Genomic DNA, 14,051 nt, shown 5'->3' with positions numbered 1-14,051 from the left:
GCCCGGCCGGGCGCCTAGAAGACGGGCGTACCGTCGCGGGTCAGCTTCCAGTCCACCGACGCGAACTGACCCGGGTCGACCGTGCCCTTCGCCTGCACCCACTGGATGATCGTGTTGCGGATCTCGTCCGAGTTCGCCCACAGCTGCTTCGCGCCCGCCACATGCGGGAAGTTGCCGCCGCCGCTCGCCCGGTAGTTGTTCACCGCGAGCACGAACTCCGCCTTCGGATCCAGCTCCTTGCCCTCGAAGCTCAGCTTCGCGATCCGGGAACCCGCGGGCTTGGCGATGTCGATCTCGTACGTCACCCCGTACAGCGCGTCATAGTTGTAGTCCGGCGTGTTGCCGGCGTTCGTCAGCTTCGCCGGGTCCACCGGGGCACCCGCCGCCGTCTGTACGTAGTAGCGCGCCGAGAACTCCAGATAGTCCTTCAGCTGCGCACCCGTGATCAGCCGCGCCTCAAGGGTGTTCTCGAACGGGTAGAGCCCCGCCGCGTCCTTGATCGTCACCTCGCCCGCCGGGATCCCCGCCGTACGCGAGAAACACGAGGCCTGCGAGAGCACGGGAAGCGCCGCGTACGGCCCGCCCTTGAGCGCCTCCTTCACCGTCTCCGCCTGGACATGGCTGATCAAGTCGATGATCGCGACATCCTTGTACGGGCCTTCGGCCGTGCTCATCGCCTGGGTGGACGTGCCGATCACCTGGTTGACGTAGGCGACGACCTTCTTGTGCTCGTCGGCCAGCAGCCGGGTGATCTTCCGGTCCTCCGCCGCCGTGTTCGAGTTGAGGACCTTCGCGCCGGCCTTCTCCACCGTCCAGCGGCCCTTGACCCACACCAGGTCGAAGTCGAAGAGCGTCAGCCGCTGCCCCCACTTCAGCGGCTCGGACAGCACGACCTTCTTCCCGGTCTCCTTGTTCTCCACGAAGTACTCGGGAATCTCCGTGTGCGCGTGCCCCACGAGGATCGCGTCGATCCCGGGCACCTGCTCCGCCACCAGACCCGCCGCGTTCTCCACGTACGGAAGCTGATCACCGTACGAGGACGTGCCGCTGGAACCGGAGTGCGCCGACACGATCACGACGTCCGCACCCATCGAGCGCAGCTTCGGCACCCACTTCGCCGCCTGCTCCTCCAGACCCGGGAACGTCATCTTGCCCTGCACGTTCGCCTTGTCCCAGATCGCGATCCCGGGATTGGTCAGACCCAGCACCGCCACCTTCACGTCACGGCCGTGCGGAGTGCGCAGCCGCTTCATGAAGTACGGCGGGAAAGCGGGCCTCTGCGTCTTCGCGTCGAGCGCGTTGGCACCCAGCAGCGGGAAGTCGCACTGCTCCTCGAACTTCCGCAGCACGGGAATGCCGTAATTGAACTCGTGATTTCCCAGCGCCGCCGCGTCATAACCGATGGCGTTCATCGCCTGCGCCATCGGATGCACCGGACCGTGCTGCGCCGTGATCGGGTCGATCTTCGCGTAGTAATAGGAGAGCTGCGTGCCCTGAATGGTGTCTCCCGCGTCGATGAGGAGCGTGTTGCGCCGGCCCCTCTCCTCGCGGATCTCGTTCACGAGCGTGGAGATCTTCGCCAGGCCCACGTCATTGTGGTCCTTGTCGTCGAACTCCTTGTCCGTGAAGTAGTCCCAGTTGAAGACATTGCCGTGCAGATCCGTCGTGCCCAGGACGGTGAACGAGTACCGCTTCTCGCGCCGGGCGGGCTTCCCGGCCGCCTGCGCCGACACGGAGGGCGCGGCGGCCACACCGCCCGCGAGCGCCACGCCCGTGGCGGCGGCGGACTTGCCCAGGAACTTCCGACGGTTCAGCGGCATTGCTTGACTCCCCTTGGACCTTCGATCGACCGATGTAACGCGCGTAGATTCTGACCCCGGTCACCCCACCGGCAACAGACCCCGCAGGTTTCGATCCGATGACTGTCCGGTGCCGCCCCCCGGTGCGACAGTGGCCGCATGGACGAGACCACCCCCGCCCCCACCCCCTACGGCACCGCCGGCGCCCCCCGCCTCGCCGTCAAAGGCAAAGCCCACCTCGAGGTCGACCCCGAGATCGCCCGCATCGGCATCACCGTCAGCGCACGCGGCACCGACCGCCGCGACGCCCTGAACGACCTGACCCGCCGCAACGCCACCGTCATCGACCTCGTCAAGACCTACGGCGAATCCGTCGAAACCCTGGAGACCGGCGCCTTCTCCATCAGCCCCGAACTGACCAAACACGGCCGCGGCGAACGCGTCCGCGCCTACCACGGACGGGTCCACATCACCGTCGAACTCACCGACTTCACCGCACTCGGCGAACTCACCACCCGCCTCGCGGACCTCGAACTGACCCGCGTCGACGGCCCCTACTGGGCCCTGCGCCCCGGCTCACCCACCCACCGCGAAGCCCGCCAGCAAGCGGTCAGGGAAGCGGTACAGCGCGGCAGGGAATACGCCGAAGCACTCGGCACCACCCTCGCCGCCCTCGTCGAGCTCGCCGACATCGGCGCCGAGAACGCCCAGCCGTTCGGCTACGGCGGCCCGCCCTCCGCCATGCGCAGCGTCGCCTACGGCGGCGCGGCCGACATGGTCCAGGAAGCCGCCCCCCTCGACCTCGAACCCCAGCGCCAGCACGTCTACGCACAGGTCAACGCGCGCTTCACCATGACACCGCCCCGGCTGTAACCGGACCAGGCCATTCCCGACGCGGGGCGCCCCGGATCGCTCATCAGAGCGGCGCCCCGCACAATTCAACACTTGTCAATAACCTTTCATGCAAAGGTTGTTGAGTAGTCATGCCCAGCCAATTCTCTACCGGCCGGTAAGGCCTAGGCTCGAAACATGCGCCGAGCAAAAATCGTCTGCACCCTGGGCCCCGCCACCGACTCGTACGACCAGATCAAGGCACTGGTCGAAGCCGGAATGGACGTGGCCCGATTCAATCTGAGCCACGGCACCTACGCCGAGCACGAGGAGCGCTACCAGCGCGTACGGAAGGCGTCCGACGAGACCGGCCGCAGCGTCGGCATCCTCGCCGACCTTCAAGGCCCGAAGATCCGCCTCGGCCGCTTCAGCGAAGGCCCCGTACTTCTCGAACGGGGCGACGAGTTCACCATCACCGTGGAAGAAGGCGTCGAAGGCGACCGCCAGACCTGCGGCACCACCTACGGCGGCCTCGCCGAAGACGTCACCCCCGGCGAACGCATCCTCGTCGACGACGGCAAAGTGACCCTTGAGGTCACCGCGGTCGACGGGCCCCGCGTCACCACCACCGTGGTCGAAGGCGGCATGGTCTCCGACCACAAGGGACTCAACCTCCCCGGCGTCGCCGTGTCCGTCCCCGCACTCTCCGACAAAGACCAAGCGGACCTGCGCTGGGCCCTGCGTTCAGGATTCGACGTCATCGCCCTGTCCTTCGTCCGCAGCGGACGCGACATCGAAGACGTCCACCGCATCATGGACGAAGAAGGCCGCCGCCTCCCCGTCATCGCCAAGGTGGAAAAGCCACAAGCCGTCGAAGCCATCGACGACATCGTCGCCGCCTTCGACGCCATCATGGTCGCCCGCGGCGACCTCGGCGTCGAAATGCCCCTCGAACAAGTGCCGATCGTCCAGAAGCGCGCCATCAAACTCGCCAAGCGCAACGCCAAACCCGTCATCGTCGCGACCCAGATGCTCGACTCGATGATCGACAACTCCCGGCCCACCCGCGCCGAAGCCTCCGACGTCGCCAACGCCGTCATCGACGGCACCGACGCCGTCATGCTCTCCGGCGAGACCAGCGTCGGCAAATACCCCATCGAAACGGTCCGCACGATGAGCCGCATCGTCGAAGCCGCCGAGGAAGACATCCTCGCCAAGGGCCTGCCGCCCCTGACCGAGCGGAACAAACCCCGCACCCAAGGCGGCGCCGTGGCCCGCGCCGCCGCCGAAATGGGCGACTTCCTCGGCGCCAAATGCCTCGTCGCCTTCACCCAGTCCGGCGACACCGTCCGCCGCCTCTCCCGCTACCGCTCACCCATCCCCCTGCTCGCCTTCACCCCCGACCGGGCCACCCGCTCCCAGCTCAACCTCACCTGGGGCGTCGAGACCTTCCTCGGCCCCCACGTCGAATCCACCGACGCCATGGTCCGCCAGGTCGACGAACTCCTCCTCAAATACGGACGCTGCGAGAAGGGCGACGTGGTCGTCATCACCGCCGGATCCCCACCCGGAGTCGCCGGCTCCACCAACCTCGTACGCATCCACCACATCGGCGAGGACGACAGCCCCAAGTAGCCGTGTGCCATGCGTGAGTTGAGGGGCCGCTTCGGAAAGAAGCGGCCCCTCACTCATGCCCGCCAGCCCCGGCCCCCGCGCCCGCCCCCGCGCCCCCTCACGGCGTCACGATCGCGAAATCCGGATCAGGCTTGTCCACCACACCCAGCAGACGCGCCAGAAGCGACGCGTCACCCTCGACGACGATGCCCCCCAACCCCTTCCCACCCAACATCCCGAGCAACTGAGCCTTCGTCATCGTCAACGTGACACCCGCCCCCGGATCCCTCTTCGCATCACTGCGATACGTCAACACACCGTGCCGCAACGTCAGATGCCAGACCCTCCCCAACGCCGGAAGGCTCCAGTCCATCCGCACCACCAGATCCCACGCCTTCGGCCCGTTCACCCGCACCGCCACCGAATCGATCAACTGATCCACGGAAAGCGCCATCCGTAGATCCGCACTCACCACCGAAGCCGGCGACGCCTCCACACCCCCACGCAACTCCTGAGCACCCATCAAATAGAAGTTCCGCCACACCGCGTTCTCCGAAGCCTGCCCCAACTCCACGTACAACCGCGCAAGCTCGGCCTTCGCCGCACGATGCCCCGGATCCGCGAACACCACATGATTGAGCAACGTCACCGCGAACCGCCGATCACCCCCGCGCGCGAACGCCTTCGCCTTCGCCACCGTCGCCGCACGACCCCCCAGAGCCTTCACATACCGCCTCGCCTCCTCGACCGGCGGATGCTCCCACAAATGCGCCGGATTACCGTCGAACCACCCCATGTACCGCTGATAAATCCCCTTCACGTTATGACTCAGCGACCCGTAATACCCCCGATTCGCCCACACACCGGCCAGCGCGGGCGGCAACTCGATCTCCTCCGCGATCTCCCGCCCCGTCATACCGGCATTGATCATCCGCAACGTCTGGTCATGCATGTACGCATACAAATCCCGCTGCTGCTCCAACAACTCCACAATGGTGTCCCCACCCCACGTCGGCCAATGATGCGAAGCGAACGCCACATCGACCCGCCCGTCGAACAACACCACCGACTCGTCCAGATACCGCGCCCACTGCCGCGCATCCCGCACCTGCGCCCCACGCAACGTGACGATGTTGTGCATCGTGTGCGTCGCGTTCTCCGCCATACAGACCGCACGCAACTCCGGCAGCACGAAATTCATCTCCGCCGGCGCCTCCGTCCCCGGCGTCATCTGAAACTCGAACCGCACCCCGTCGACCGTCTCCACCTGACCGGTCCGCGTGATGTCCTTCGTCGGCGGCAACAACCCGATCGACCCCACCGAAACCGTCTGCCCCAACCCACAACCGATCTGCCCCGCCGCAGACTTGGGAAGCCGCGCCCCATACATGTACCCGGAGCGCCGCTGCATCGCCGTACCGGCATACACGTTCTCCGACACGGCGTGCTCCATGAACCCCTCCGGAGCGAGAATCGGCACACCGTCCTCCGCGCCGTCCGGCAGCACACCACGGCAACCACCGAAATGGTCCACGTGCGGATGCGTGTAGACGAGCCCGGTGACCTTCTTCTCGCCCCGGTGCTCCCGGAACAGCTTCAGCGCGGCGGCGGCCGTCTCGGCCGAGATCAGCGGATCGATGACCACGATCCCCGTGTCACCCTCGACGATCGTCATGTTCGACAGATCAAGACCCCGCACCTGATACACACGGTCCGTGACCTTGTAGAGCCCCTGCTTCGACACCAGCCGCGACTGCCGCCACAGACTCTTGTGCGCGGACTTCGGAGCATCACCCTTGAGGAAGCCGTACGCGTCGTTGTCCCAGACGACCTTGCCCTCGGCGTTCTTCACCACCCCCGGAGTGAGCGCCGCGATGAACCCCTTGTCGGCATCGGCGAAGTCGTCCCCGCCGCTGCCGCTGCCGGAGCCACCGCCCTCACCATCGCCGTCGAGAGCTGAGGCGGTCTGCGGATTCATGGCCACGGCTGCTGCGGCAGCACCCGCGGCGGCAGCGACGAAGCTACGCCGGTTCAAGGGAGTCATGCGGCCGAAGATCGCAGCGGGGAGCAGGGCGGGGCAAGGGTTCACCGCCGATTTGGGACAGCTCCCAGGCCGGGCGGGGCAGGGGAGTGACCCGTCCTATTGCGCGGGCCGGGAGCGGGTCAGTATTTGGGACCGACGTGGGTGTCCATGAGGGCCACGGATGCTTTTCGGGCGACGGAGATGTTGTACGGGTTGCCGTGGCGGGTGCAGTGCTTCCACTCGACGCCGAGCTTGTCGAGGGTGTCGGTGTAGAGCGTGCGGATGTCGTCGGAGACATTGGTGAACCAGTACCGGGGGTACTCGTACCGCTTGCGCTCCCCGCCGACGACGCGAGTCGTCCAGTTCATGTTCCGGCACCCGTCGGAATGGATGAGCCCGCGCACGAATTCCCAGGGGTGGGCGTCGACGATCTCCTGCTGCCAGGGCTCCAGAGCGATCGTGCGCTCGTGCTTCTTGCCGGGGCCGTGCTGGGGGAACATGCAGCCCAGGTGGTTCGAGTAGACCTTGACGTTGCTGCACCCTGCCCTCCGTACGCGGCAGACGGAGTTGTCCGGGAAGACGGCGCTCATGGCCTGCTCGCAGGCGTCCATGAGGCCCGGCCAGGACTGAGTGCAGGTGATCATGAGGTTGGGGACACGGTGGCCGGAGTACCGGCTGATGTGCCCGTCTCCCAGGTAGAGCCCGAGGAGGTAGGCATACGCCGGTCCGTCGAGATCGCGGCCGTCGCACCGGGGGCATGCGGGCTCGAGTCTGCCGGGGCACTCCCCGCGCTTGGCGCGGTCCATGTGCCGCCAGTACGCGATGGTGCCGCTCGGGACATTCAGCCGGCGGGCGACCTCGGCATTCTTCGAGCCGCTTCGCAGCAGCGTGAGGGCCTTTTGACGCACCTCCGTGTCGTGGAACTTCATGACACGACTCTGCGTGATCGGCCGTGTCAGTGAGTAGCAAAAAGCGGATGTTCACGAGAACGTGAACATCCGCTTTGCACGCTGGTGCCGGGTGCGGGATTCGAACCCGCAAGCCCTTTCAGGCAGAGGTGTTTGAGACCTCCGTGTATACCGTTCCACCAACCCGGCAGCACACGGCCGGAACTATACCGGGTCACCGTGGGCAGCTGCAGCTAGGTAGGCTGCAGAGGCAGCAATACCTGCCCGGCCCGCAACAAGGAGCCCCCGTGACTTCCCCCGAGTCGCCCCAGCCCGTAGCCGATGACGACGACAAGTCGCACGTGCCTCCGCTGACGACCCGTGTCGTCATCGCCGAGGACGAGGCTCTCATCCGGCTCGACCTCAAGGAGATGCTCGAGGAAGAGGGATACACCGTCGTCGGCGAGGCCGGTGACGGCGAGAAGGCCGTCGAGCTGGCCCGCGAGCACAAGCCGGACCTGGTGATCCTGGACGTGAAGATGCCCGTCATGGACGGCATCTCCGCGGCCGAGAAGATCGCCGAGGAGTCCATCGCCCCGGTGCTCATGCTGACCGCGTTCTCGCAGCGTGACCTGGTCGAGCGGGCCAGGGACGCGGGCGCGATGGCGTATCTCGTGAAGCCCTTCAGCAAGACCGACGTCGTCCCGGCGATCGAGATGGCCGTCTCGCGGTTCACGGAGCTGAAGACGCTGGAGAAGGAGGTCGCGGACCTCACCCTGCGTCTTGAGACGCGGAAGCTGGTGGACCGCGCGAAGTCGATCCTTCAGACGGAGTACGGCCTGACGGAGCCCGCCGCGTTCCGGTGGATCCAGAAGACGTCGATGGACCGCCGTCTGTCGATGCAGCAGGTCGCGGAGGCGGTCATCGAGGACGCCGACGAGAAGAAGGCGGCGAAGGGGCAGTAGCTCCCTCCCGTGGACGAATTCGCGGACGTACGAGGAAGGCCCGCACCCCGGAGATTCGGGGTGCGGGCCTTCCTCGTACGCGGGCTACTCGGGGTAGGCCGGGACGCCGGTCCCTAGTCCTCGCCGAGGTACGCCTTGCGCACGGACTCGTCGTGCAGCAGGTCGCTTCCGGTGCCGGACAGGACGATCTTGCCGACCTCCATGACGTGACCGTGGTCGGCGAGCGAGAGCGCCGCTTGGGCGTTCTGTTCGACGAGCAGGATGGTCGTGCCCTGGGATTTGAGTTCGGAGATGGTCGCCATGATCTTCTGCATCATGATCGGTGAGAGTCCCATGGAGGGCTCGTCGAGCATGAGCAGTTTCGGCTGGGACATGAGGGCGCGGCCCATGGCGAGCATTTGCTGTTCGCCGCCGGAGAGCGTGCCCGCGGCTTGCTTTCGGCGTTCCCCGAGGATGGGGAAGAGCTCGTAGGCGCGTGCGATGTCTTTTTCGATGCCGGCTTTGTCGCTGCGGAGGTATGCGCCGAGCCGCAGATTGTTCTCGATCGTCATGCGGGGGAAAATGTGCCGGCCCTCGGGGGAGTGGGCGAGGCCGAGGGAGACGATCTGGTCGGCGCGGTATTTCCGCAGTGCTTTTCCGTTGAATTTGATGGAGCCCGCGACCGGCTTGAGGAGTCCGGAGAGGGTGCGCAGTGTGGTGGTCTTGCCTGCGCCGTTGGTGCCGATCAGGGTGACGACCTCGCCGGCTTCGACCTTGAAGGAGATGCCTTTGACGGCTTCGATCTTGCCGTAGGCGACCTTGAGGTCTTCGACTTCGAGCAGTGCGGTCATCGGTTGTTCTCCTCGTCGCCCGTCGCGTCGGCGTCTGTGCTGCCGGGGGCGCCTTCGAAGGGCTCGCCCAGGTAGGCGGCGATGACGCGGTCGTCCTGTTGGACGGTTTCACTGTCGCCTTCGACGAGTTTTTCGCCTTGGACGAGTACGGCCACGCGGTCGCACAGGTTGAAGATGAAGCGCATGTCGTGCTCGATGACGAGGACGGCGATGCCCATGTCCCGGATGGCGAGGACGAGTTCCTCGGTGGCGCGGGTCTCCTGCGGGTTCATGCCGGCGGTGGGCTCGTCGAGGAGGAGGAGGCCGGGTTCGCTGGCGAGTGCGCGGGCGATTTCCAGCTTGCGCTGTTCGCCGTAGGGCAGGTTGCGGGAGAGGTGGTCGGCCTTGTCGGCGAGGCCGACGAATTCGAGGAGTTCCAGGGCGCGTGCCTTGGACTTGGCCTCCGCCTTGTGGAAGCCGGGGCCGCGCAGGAGGGCTGACCAGAGGCCTTCCTTGGTGCGGGTGTGGCGGCCGACGAGGACGTTTTCCAGGACCGTCATGTTCGCGAACAGGCGGATGTTCTGGAAGGTGCGGGCGACGCCGGCCGCGGTGACCTTGAAGGATTTGCTGGGCAGGACCGTGCCTTTGTACCGGACTTCGCCCTCGGTGGGGATGTAGAGGCCGGTGAGGCAGTTGAAGAAGGTGGTCTTGCCGGCGCCGTTGGGGCCGATGAGGCCGACGATTTCGCCGCTGTTGACGGTGAGGTCGACGGAGCGTACGGCGGTGAGGCCGCCGAAGCGCATGGTGACGCCTCTGGCGTCGAGGACGGTTTCTCCGGCCGGCGTGGCGGCGGGGCTGTCCTTGCTGGTGGTGGTGTCGGTGGTCATGGCTCAGGCCCCTGTCTTGCTGAGGACTGTGGGTGGCGGCGTGTCGCCGGGGGCCAGTTCGGCTTCGTGGAATTCGAGCTGGCGGCGGCGGTTGGGGATGAGGCCTTCGGGGCGGAAGCGCATGAGCAGGACGAGCGCGAGGCCGAAGGCGAACAGCTGGTAGTCGCCCAGGAACGAGAGCTTGCTCGGGATGAGGTAGAGCAGTGCGGCGCCGACGAGGGGTCCGCTGATGGTTCCCATGCCGCCGAGGACGACGGCGGCGAGGAGGAACGCGGAGTTCGGCGGGACGGTGTTGGCGAACTGGTACTGCTCGGGTGTCACGGTGTAGGTGACGTGTGCTTGGACGGTGCCGGCGAGTCCGGCGAGGGTGGCGCCGAGTGCGAAGGCGATGAGCTTGACGCGGAAGCCGTTGATGCCCATGGCGAGTGCGGCGGTCTCGTCTTCGCGGATGGCGACCCAGGCGCGTCCGATGCGGGAGTCGCCGCTGCGCCGGAAGACCAGCACGACGACGAGGGTGATGAGCAGCATCAGGAAGAAGTAGTTCGCGAAGCGTCCGATGGTGACGCCGAGGATGGTGTGTTCGGCGCCGAGGTCGAAGCCCAGGATCTTCAGGTTTGGGATCGAGGAGATGCCGTTCGAGCCGTTGGTGATGTCCGGGCCCGACGTGCCGTCGGAGTTCATGGCGACGAGGCGGAAGATCTCTCCGAAGCCGAGGGTGACGATGGCGAGGTAGTCGCCGCGCAGGCGCAGGGTGGGTGCGCCGATGAGGACGCCGAAGATGAGCGAGGCTCCTGCGCCGACGAGGATGGCGCCCCAGAACGGCAGGTGGACGTCGAAGGGGGAGGACGGCGATCCGGAGACCATGGATGCGGCGTAGGCGCCGACGCCGAGGAAGGCGACGTATCCGAGGTCGAGGAGGCCGGCGAGGCCGACGACGATGTTCAGGCCGAGGGCGACGGTGGCGAAGATGAGGATGTAGACGCCGATGGTGGCGTACTGGTCGTCGCTCTGGGTGAAGGGGAAGGCCGCGGCGGCGGCGAAGGCGCCGCCGAGGGTGATGTTGCGGTGTCGTGCGGTGTAGGTGGAGACCTGGGCGACGAGGCCGGCTTTGGAGAGCGCGGCGAAGCTGAACGCCACGGTGACGAGGAAGCCGATGAAGAGTTCGTCGTATTCGGTGCCGATGCCGTAGGTGAAGACGAGCAGGCCGACGGCGAGTGCGGCGACGATGATCAGGATCTCGATGTAGCTGGGGAGTTTGCGCGGGGTGGGCGGGGCTTCGGCGGCGAAGGCGCCCTTGAAGATGATCACGCCGTTGCGCAGGCGGTGCTTGAGCTGTTCGCTGCCGCTGTCTTCGGGGTCGACCGCGTAGGTGTGCGGGCGGGTGAAGGGCAGGGCGAGGGCGCCGAGGAACGCGCCGAGGGTGGCGATGGCGGCGACCCAGCCGCCGGGTTCCAGGTTGGCGAGGCCGCCGAGCTGGTAGCTGATCGAGATGATCGTGTACCAGGTGGTGGCGAAGGCGGCGAGTGCCGCGTATTTCAGTGCGGCGTCGGCTCCGCCGGGGGCGAGGCCGCGGACGCCTTTGACGCCGTAGGAGGCGAGGCCGAAGACCGTGGTGAGGGCGCCGGCGATCAGGACGAGCACCTGGAGGCCGCCGGGGTATCCGTAGACGGTGAGGTCGCCGGGGAAGGCCGAGGTCCAGGTCCACGCCATGAAGGTGGAGATGATGGTGAGGATGCCGCCGCCGGTGGCCATGGCGCGGGCGGTGCCCTCGGGGATGGCGATGAGTCCGGTGCGGGTGTGGTCCTGCTGGGGGCTGGGCGCGTCGGCCGCAGTGGTCTGTGTGGTCATGGTGGTCACGCCCTGTCCGCGACGCGCTCGCCAAGGAGACCTTGTGGCCTGACGAGGAGTACGACGATGAGGAGTACGAAGGCCCAGACGTCGGCCCAGGACTGCCCGCCGAGCTGGCTCATGCCGGGGATGTCGTTCATGTAGGCGGTGGCCATGGCTTCGGCGATGCCGAGGACGAGGCCGCCGATCATGGCGCCGTAGATGTTGCCGATGCCTCCGAGTACGGCTGCCGTGAAGGCCTTGAGGCCCCAGAGGAAGCCCATGCGGAACTGGACTTCTCCGTAGCGGAATCCGTAGGCGACGGCGGCGATGCCGGCGAAGGCGGCGCCGATCGCGAAGGCCACGACGATGACGCGGTCGGTGTTGACGCCCATGAGTTTGGCGGTGTCGGGGTCTTGTGCGGTGGCTTGCATGCCGCGTCCGACGCGGGTCTTCATCACGAAGTAGCCGAGGGCGAACATGCAGATCGGTGCGGTGATCAGCAGGAAGATGTCGCCGGGCTGGATGGTGACGGAGCCGAGGTGGATGGAGTCGCCGGGCATTTCGGGGAAGGTGCGGGACGACTTGGCGTTGGGGTACCAGGCCCAGACGGCTTGCTGGAGTGCGAGCGAGAGGCCGATGGCGGTGATGAGGGGTGCGAGGCGGGGTGCGCCGCGCAGGGGGCGGTAGGCGAAGCGTTCGGCTCCGACCGCTATGAGGGTGGAGACGATCACGGCGCCTATGAGCATGAGCGGCAGGGCGAGCCACATGCTGGTGCCGCCCGGGAGCCACAGCCAGACGGTGAGGGCGCCGAAGCCGCCGACCATGAAGATCTCGCCGTGGGCGAAGTTGATGAGCTGGACGATGCCGTAGACCATTGTGTAGCCGATGGCGATCAGGCCGTACATGGATCCCAGTAGCAGGCCGTTGACCAGCTGTTGCGGCAGTTCGTGCACCGCAGGTCCTCCGAGTCTTTCGGTGTCGTTCGGCCTGCGGTGCGGTGGCGGTGGGCCTCGCTGGCCGTACGGCTTAGGTGACGGATGCGACGCCGCGCGGGGCGCTGCATGAGGCAGCGCCCCGCGCGGTGGTGTCGTTGGCTGCGCGGTCGATCAGCCGGTGAAGGTGCCGGACTTGACCGGCTTCCAGCCCTTGGTCGGGTCCTCGGTGGACTTCACCTGGTACACGGTGAGCTGCTTGTTGGTGGCGTCGCCGTACTTGTCGAAGGAGACCTTGCCGGTCACGCCGTCGAAGGAGACGTTCTGCATGGCGTCGACGATCTTGGCGCGTGCGTCGTCGGGCAGCTTGCCGTCGTTGTCCTCGACGACCTTCTTGACCGCTTCGATGATCGCCCAGGCCGAGTCGTAGGAGTAGCCGCCGTAGGCCTCGTAGGCCTCCTTGTAGCCGGCCTTCTTGTAGTTGGCGATGAACTCCTTGGCGGAGGGCAGTTCCTCGACGGGCTGGCCGACGGAGGTGGCGTAGTCGCCCTTGCCTTCCTTGCCGGCGAGCTTGACGAAGTCGGCGCTGTAGATGCCGTCTCCGCCGACGAGCGGGATCTTGGCTCCGGCCTTCTTCATCTGCTTGCTGAGCGGGCCGGCCGCGGGGTATTCGCCGCCGTAGTAGACGACGTCCGCGTCGGAGTTCTTGATCTTGGTGGCGACCGCGCCGAAGTCCTTCGTGTCCGGGTTCACGTGCTCGGTGCCGGCGACCTTGCCGCCGAGCTTGGTGAACTCGTCCTTGAAGGTGGCGGCCAGGCCGGCGCCGTAGGTCTTCTTGTCGTCGACGACGAAGACCTTCTTCTTCTTCGCCTCGTTGTACAGGTACTGCGCGGCGAAGGGGCCTTGGATGGCGTCCGTGGTGGCCGTACGGAAGTAGGCCTTGTACGGGCGGACCTTCTTGCCGCCGTTCCAGTCCTGGCCCTGGGTCATGGCCGGGTTGGTGTTGGCGGGGGAGACCTGGACGAGCTTCGCGTCGTCGAAGACCTTCTGCATCGACTCGCCGACGGAGGAGTTCAGGGGGCCGACGGCGCCGAGTATGTCCTTGTTGGCGACGAACTTGGTCGCGTTGGTCTGGCCCGACGCGGGCTGTCCCTGGTCGTCGGCGGGCTGCACCTTGAAGGTGATGCCGTCGACGTACTTCTTCTCGTTGGCCTGCTTGGCGGCGAGGTCCACGGAGTTGCGGATGCCGAGGCCCAGCGCGGACAGGTCGCCGGTCAGTGGCGCGTCGACGCCGATGACCACGGTGGTGCCGCCGCCCCCGGCCTCGTCCTTGTCCTTGTCGTCGCGTGAGCCACAGGCGGTGAGGCTGAGTGCCCCCGCGGTGAGTGCAGCGGTGATGGCTATGAGCGAACGTTGACGCACGATCAGTCCTTTCCCCTGGCACGGCCGTCCCCTGTTGGGTGGCCGAGTCGAG

Annotated in this window: 11 protein-coding genes and 1 tRNA gene; 3 read left to right on the top strand and 9 right to left on the bottom strand. The window is 66.7% G+C overall.

The genetic code is table 11. The features are described 5' to 3' along the window. Positions 1-14: 14 nt before the first annotated feature. Positions 15-1,820 (bottom strand): bifunctional metallophosphatase/5'-nucleotidase, encoded by a 1,806-nt coding sequence (locus QBL25_RS12735; protein ID WP_409057147.1) that lies wholly within the window; start codon positions 1,818-1,820, stop codon positions 15-17. Between the two features lie 138 nt (positions 1,821-1,958). Here QBL25_RS12735 and QBL25_RS12730 point away from each other — a divergent pair, with 138 nt between their 5' ends. Together QBL25_RS12730 and pyk are read left to right on the top strand one after the other, a co-directional pair. Then, a complete protein-coding gene (locus QBL25_RS12730) occupies positions 1,959-2,672 on the top strand; it encodes an SIMPL domain-containing protein (RefSeq protein ID WP_409057146.1) in 714 nt (237 codons plus the stop codon). A gap of 156 nt (positions 2,673-2,828) precedes the next feature. Then, complete coding sequence (gene pyk / locus QBL25_RS12725; protein ID WP_409057145.1) at positions 2,829-4,265, top strand: pyruvate kinase; 1,437 nt, start codon at positions 2,829-2,831, stop codon at positions 4,263-4,265. A 97-nt stretch (positions 4,266-4,362) separates the two neighbouring features. Here the strand turns inward: pyk and QBL25_RS12720 are convergent, their stop codons facing one another. The 3 genes from QBL25_RS12720 to QBL25_RS12710 all read right to left on the bottom strand — a co-directional run bounded on the left by QBL25_RS12720 (position 4,363) and on the right by QBL25_RS12710 (position 7,364). Beyond that, positions 4,363-6,288, bottom strand: a complete 1,926-nt coding sequence (locus QBL25_RS12720) for an alkyl/aryl-sulfatase (protein ID WP_409057144.1) — start codon at positions 6,286-6,288, stop codon at positions 4,363-4,365. Between the two features lie 119 nt (positions 6,289-6,407). Further along, positions 6,408-7,196: a helix-turn-helix domain-containing protein gene (locus QBL25_RS12715; RefSeq protein WP_409057143.1), complete on the bottom strand. Its 789-nt coding sequence runs from the start codon at positions 7,194-7,196 to the stop codon at positions 6,408-6,410. Between the two features lie 82 nt (positions 7,197-7,278). Continuing rightward, a tRNA-Leu gene (locus QBL25_RS12710) sits at positions 7,279-7,364 on the bottom strand. Positions 7,365-7,462: 98 nt separating this feature from the next. On the opposite strand from QBL25_RS12710, the gene QBL25_RS12705 reads away from it, so the two are divergent. Then, on the top strand, positions 7,463-8,119 hold the full coding sequence (locus QBL25_RS12705) for a response regulator (protein ID WP_344526157.1): 657 nt from the start codon (positions 7,463-7,465) through the stop codon (positions 8,117-8,119). 113 nt (positions 8,120-8,232) lie between these two features. Here QBL25_RS12705 and QBL25_RS12700 read toward each other — a convergent pair whose 3' ends face one another. From QBL25_RS12700 to QBL25_RS12680, 5 genes are all read right to left on the bottom strand, one after another. Further along, complete coding sequence (locus QBL25_RS12700; RefSeq protein WP_409057142.1) at positions 8,233-8,949, bottom strand: ABC transporter ATP-binding protein; 717 nt, start codon at positions 8,947-8,949, stop codon at positions 8,233-8,235. Then, positions 8,946-9,815 (bottom strand): ABC transporter ATP-binding protein, encoded by an 870-nt coding sequence (locus QBL25_RS12695; RefSeq protein ID WP_409057141.1) that lies wholly within the window; start codon positions 9,813-9,815, stop codon positions 8,946-8,948. Before QBL25_RS12695 ends, QBL25_RS12700 begins: the two co-directional genes overlap by 4 nt. A gap of 3 nt (positions 9,816-9,818) precedes the next feature. Continuing rightward, entirely contained in the window at positions 9,819-11,663 is a 1,845-nt protein-coding gene (locus tag QBL25_RS12690; protein WP_409057140.1) for a branched-chain amino acid ABC transporter permease, read from the bottom strand. Between the two features lie 5 nt (positions 11,664-11,668). After that, a complete protein-coding gene (locus QBL25_RS12685; protein WP_409057139.1) occupies positions 11,669-12,598 on the bottom strand; it encodes a branched-chain amino acid ABC transporter permease in 930 nt (309 codons plus the stop codon). 153 nt (positions 12,599-12,751) lie between these two features. Next, complete coding sequence (locus QBL25_RS12680) at positions 12,752-13,999, bottom strand: branched-chain amino acid ABC transporter substrate-binding protein (protein WP_409057138.1); 1,248 nt, start codon at positions 13,997-13,999, stop codon at positions 12,752-12,754. Positions 14,000-14,051: the final 52 nt, after the last annotated feature.

Origin of the sequence: Streptomyces sp. SYP-A7185 (assembly GCF_046103685.1) — a bacterium.
Classification (GTDB): domain Bacteria; phylum Actinomycetota; class Actinomycetes; order Streptomycetales; family Streptomycetaceae; genus Streptomyces.
This window is presented reverse-complemented; position numbering and strand designations above follow the sequence as displayed.

Excerpts from the sequence above, each read along its gene's own strand:
- QBL25_RS12735 (WP_409057147.1), bottom strand. The coding sequence starts at position 1,820 with ATGCCGCTGAACCGTCGGAAGTTCCTGGGCAAGTCCGCCGCCGCCACG.
- QBL25_RS12730 (WP_409057146.1), top strand. The coding sequence starts at position 1,959 with ATGGACGAGACCACCCCCGCCCCCACCCCCTACGGCACCGCCGGCGCC.
- pyk (WP_409057145.1), top strand. The coding sequence starts at position 2,829 with ATGCGCCGAGCAAAAATCGTCTGCACCCTGGGCCCCGCCACCGACTCG.
- QBL25_RS12720 (WP_409057144.1), bottom strand. The coding sequence starts at position 6,288 with ATGACTCCCTTGAACCGGCGTAGCTTCGTCGCTGCCGCCGCGGGTGCT.
- QBL25_RS12715 (WP_409057143.1), bottom strand. The coding sequence starts at position 7,196 with ATGAAGTTCCACGACACGGAGGTGCGTCAAAAGGCCCTCACGCTGCTG.
- QBL25_RS12700 (WP_409057142.1), bottom strand. The coding sequence starts at position 8,949 with ATGACCGCACTGCTCGAAGTCGAAGACCTCAAGGTCGCCTACGGCAAG.
- QBL25_RS12695 (WP_409057141.1), bottom strand. The coding sequence starts at position 9,815 with ATGACCACCGACACCACCACCAGCAAGGACAGCCCCGCCGCCACGCCG.
- QBL25_RS12690 (WP_409057140.1), bottom strand. The coding sequence starts at position 11,663 with ATGACCACACAGACCACTGCGGCCGACGCGCCCAGCCCCCAGCAGGAC.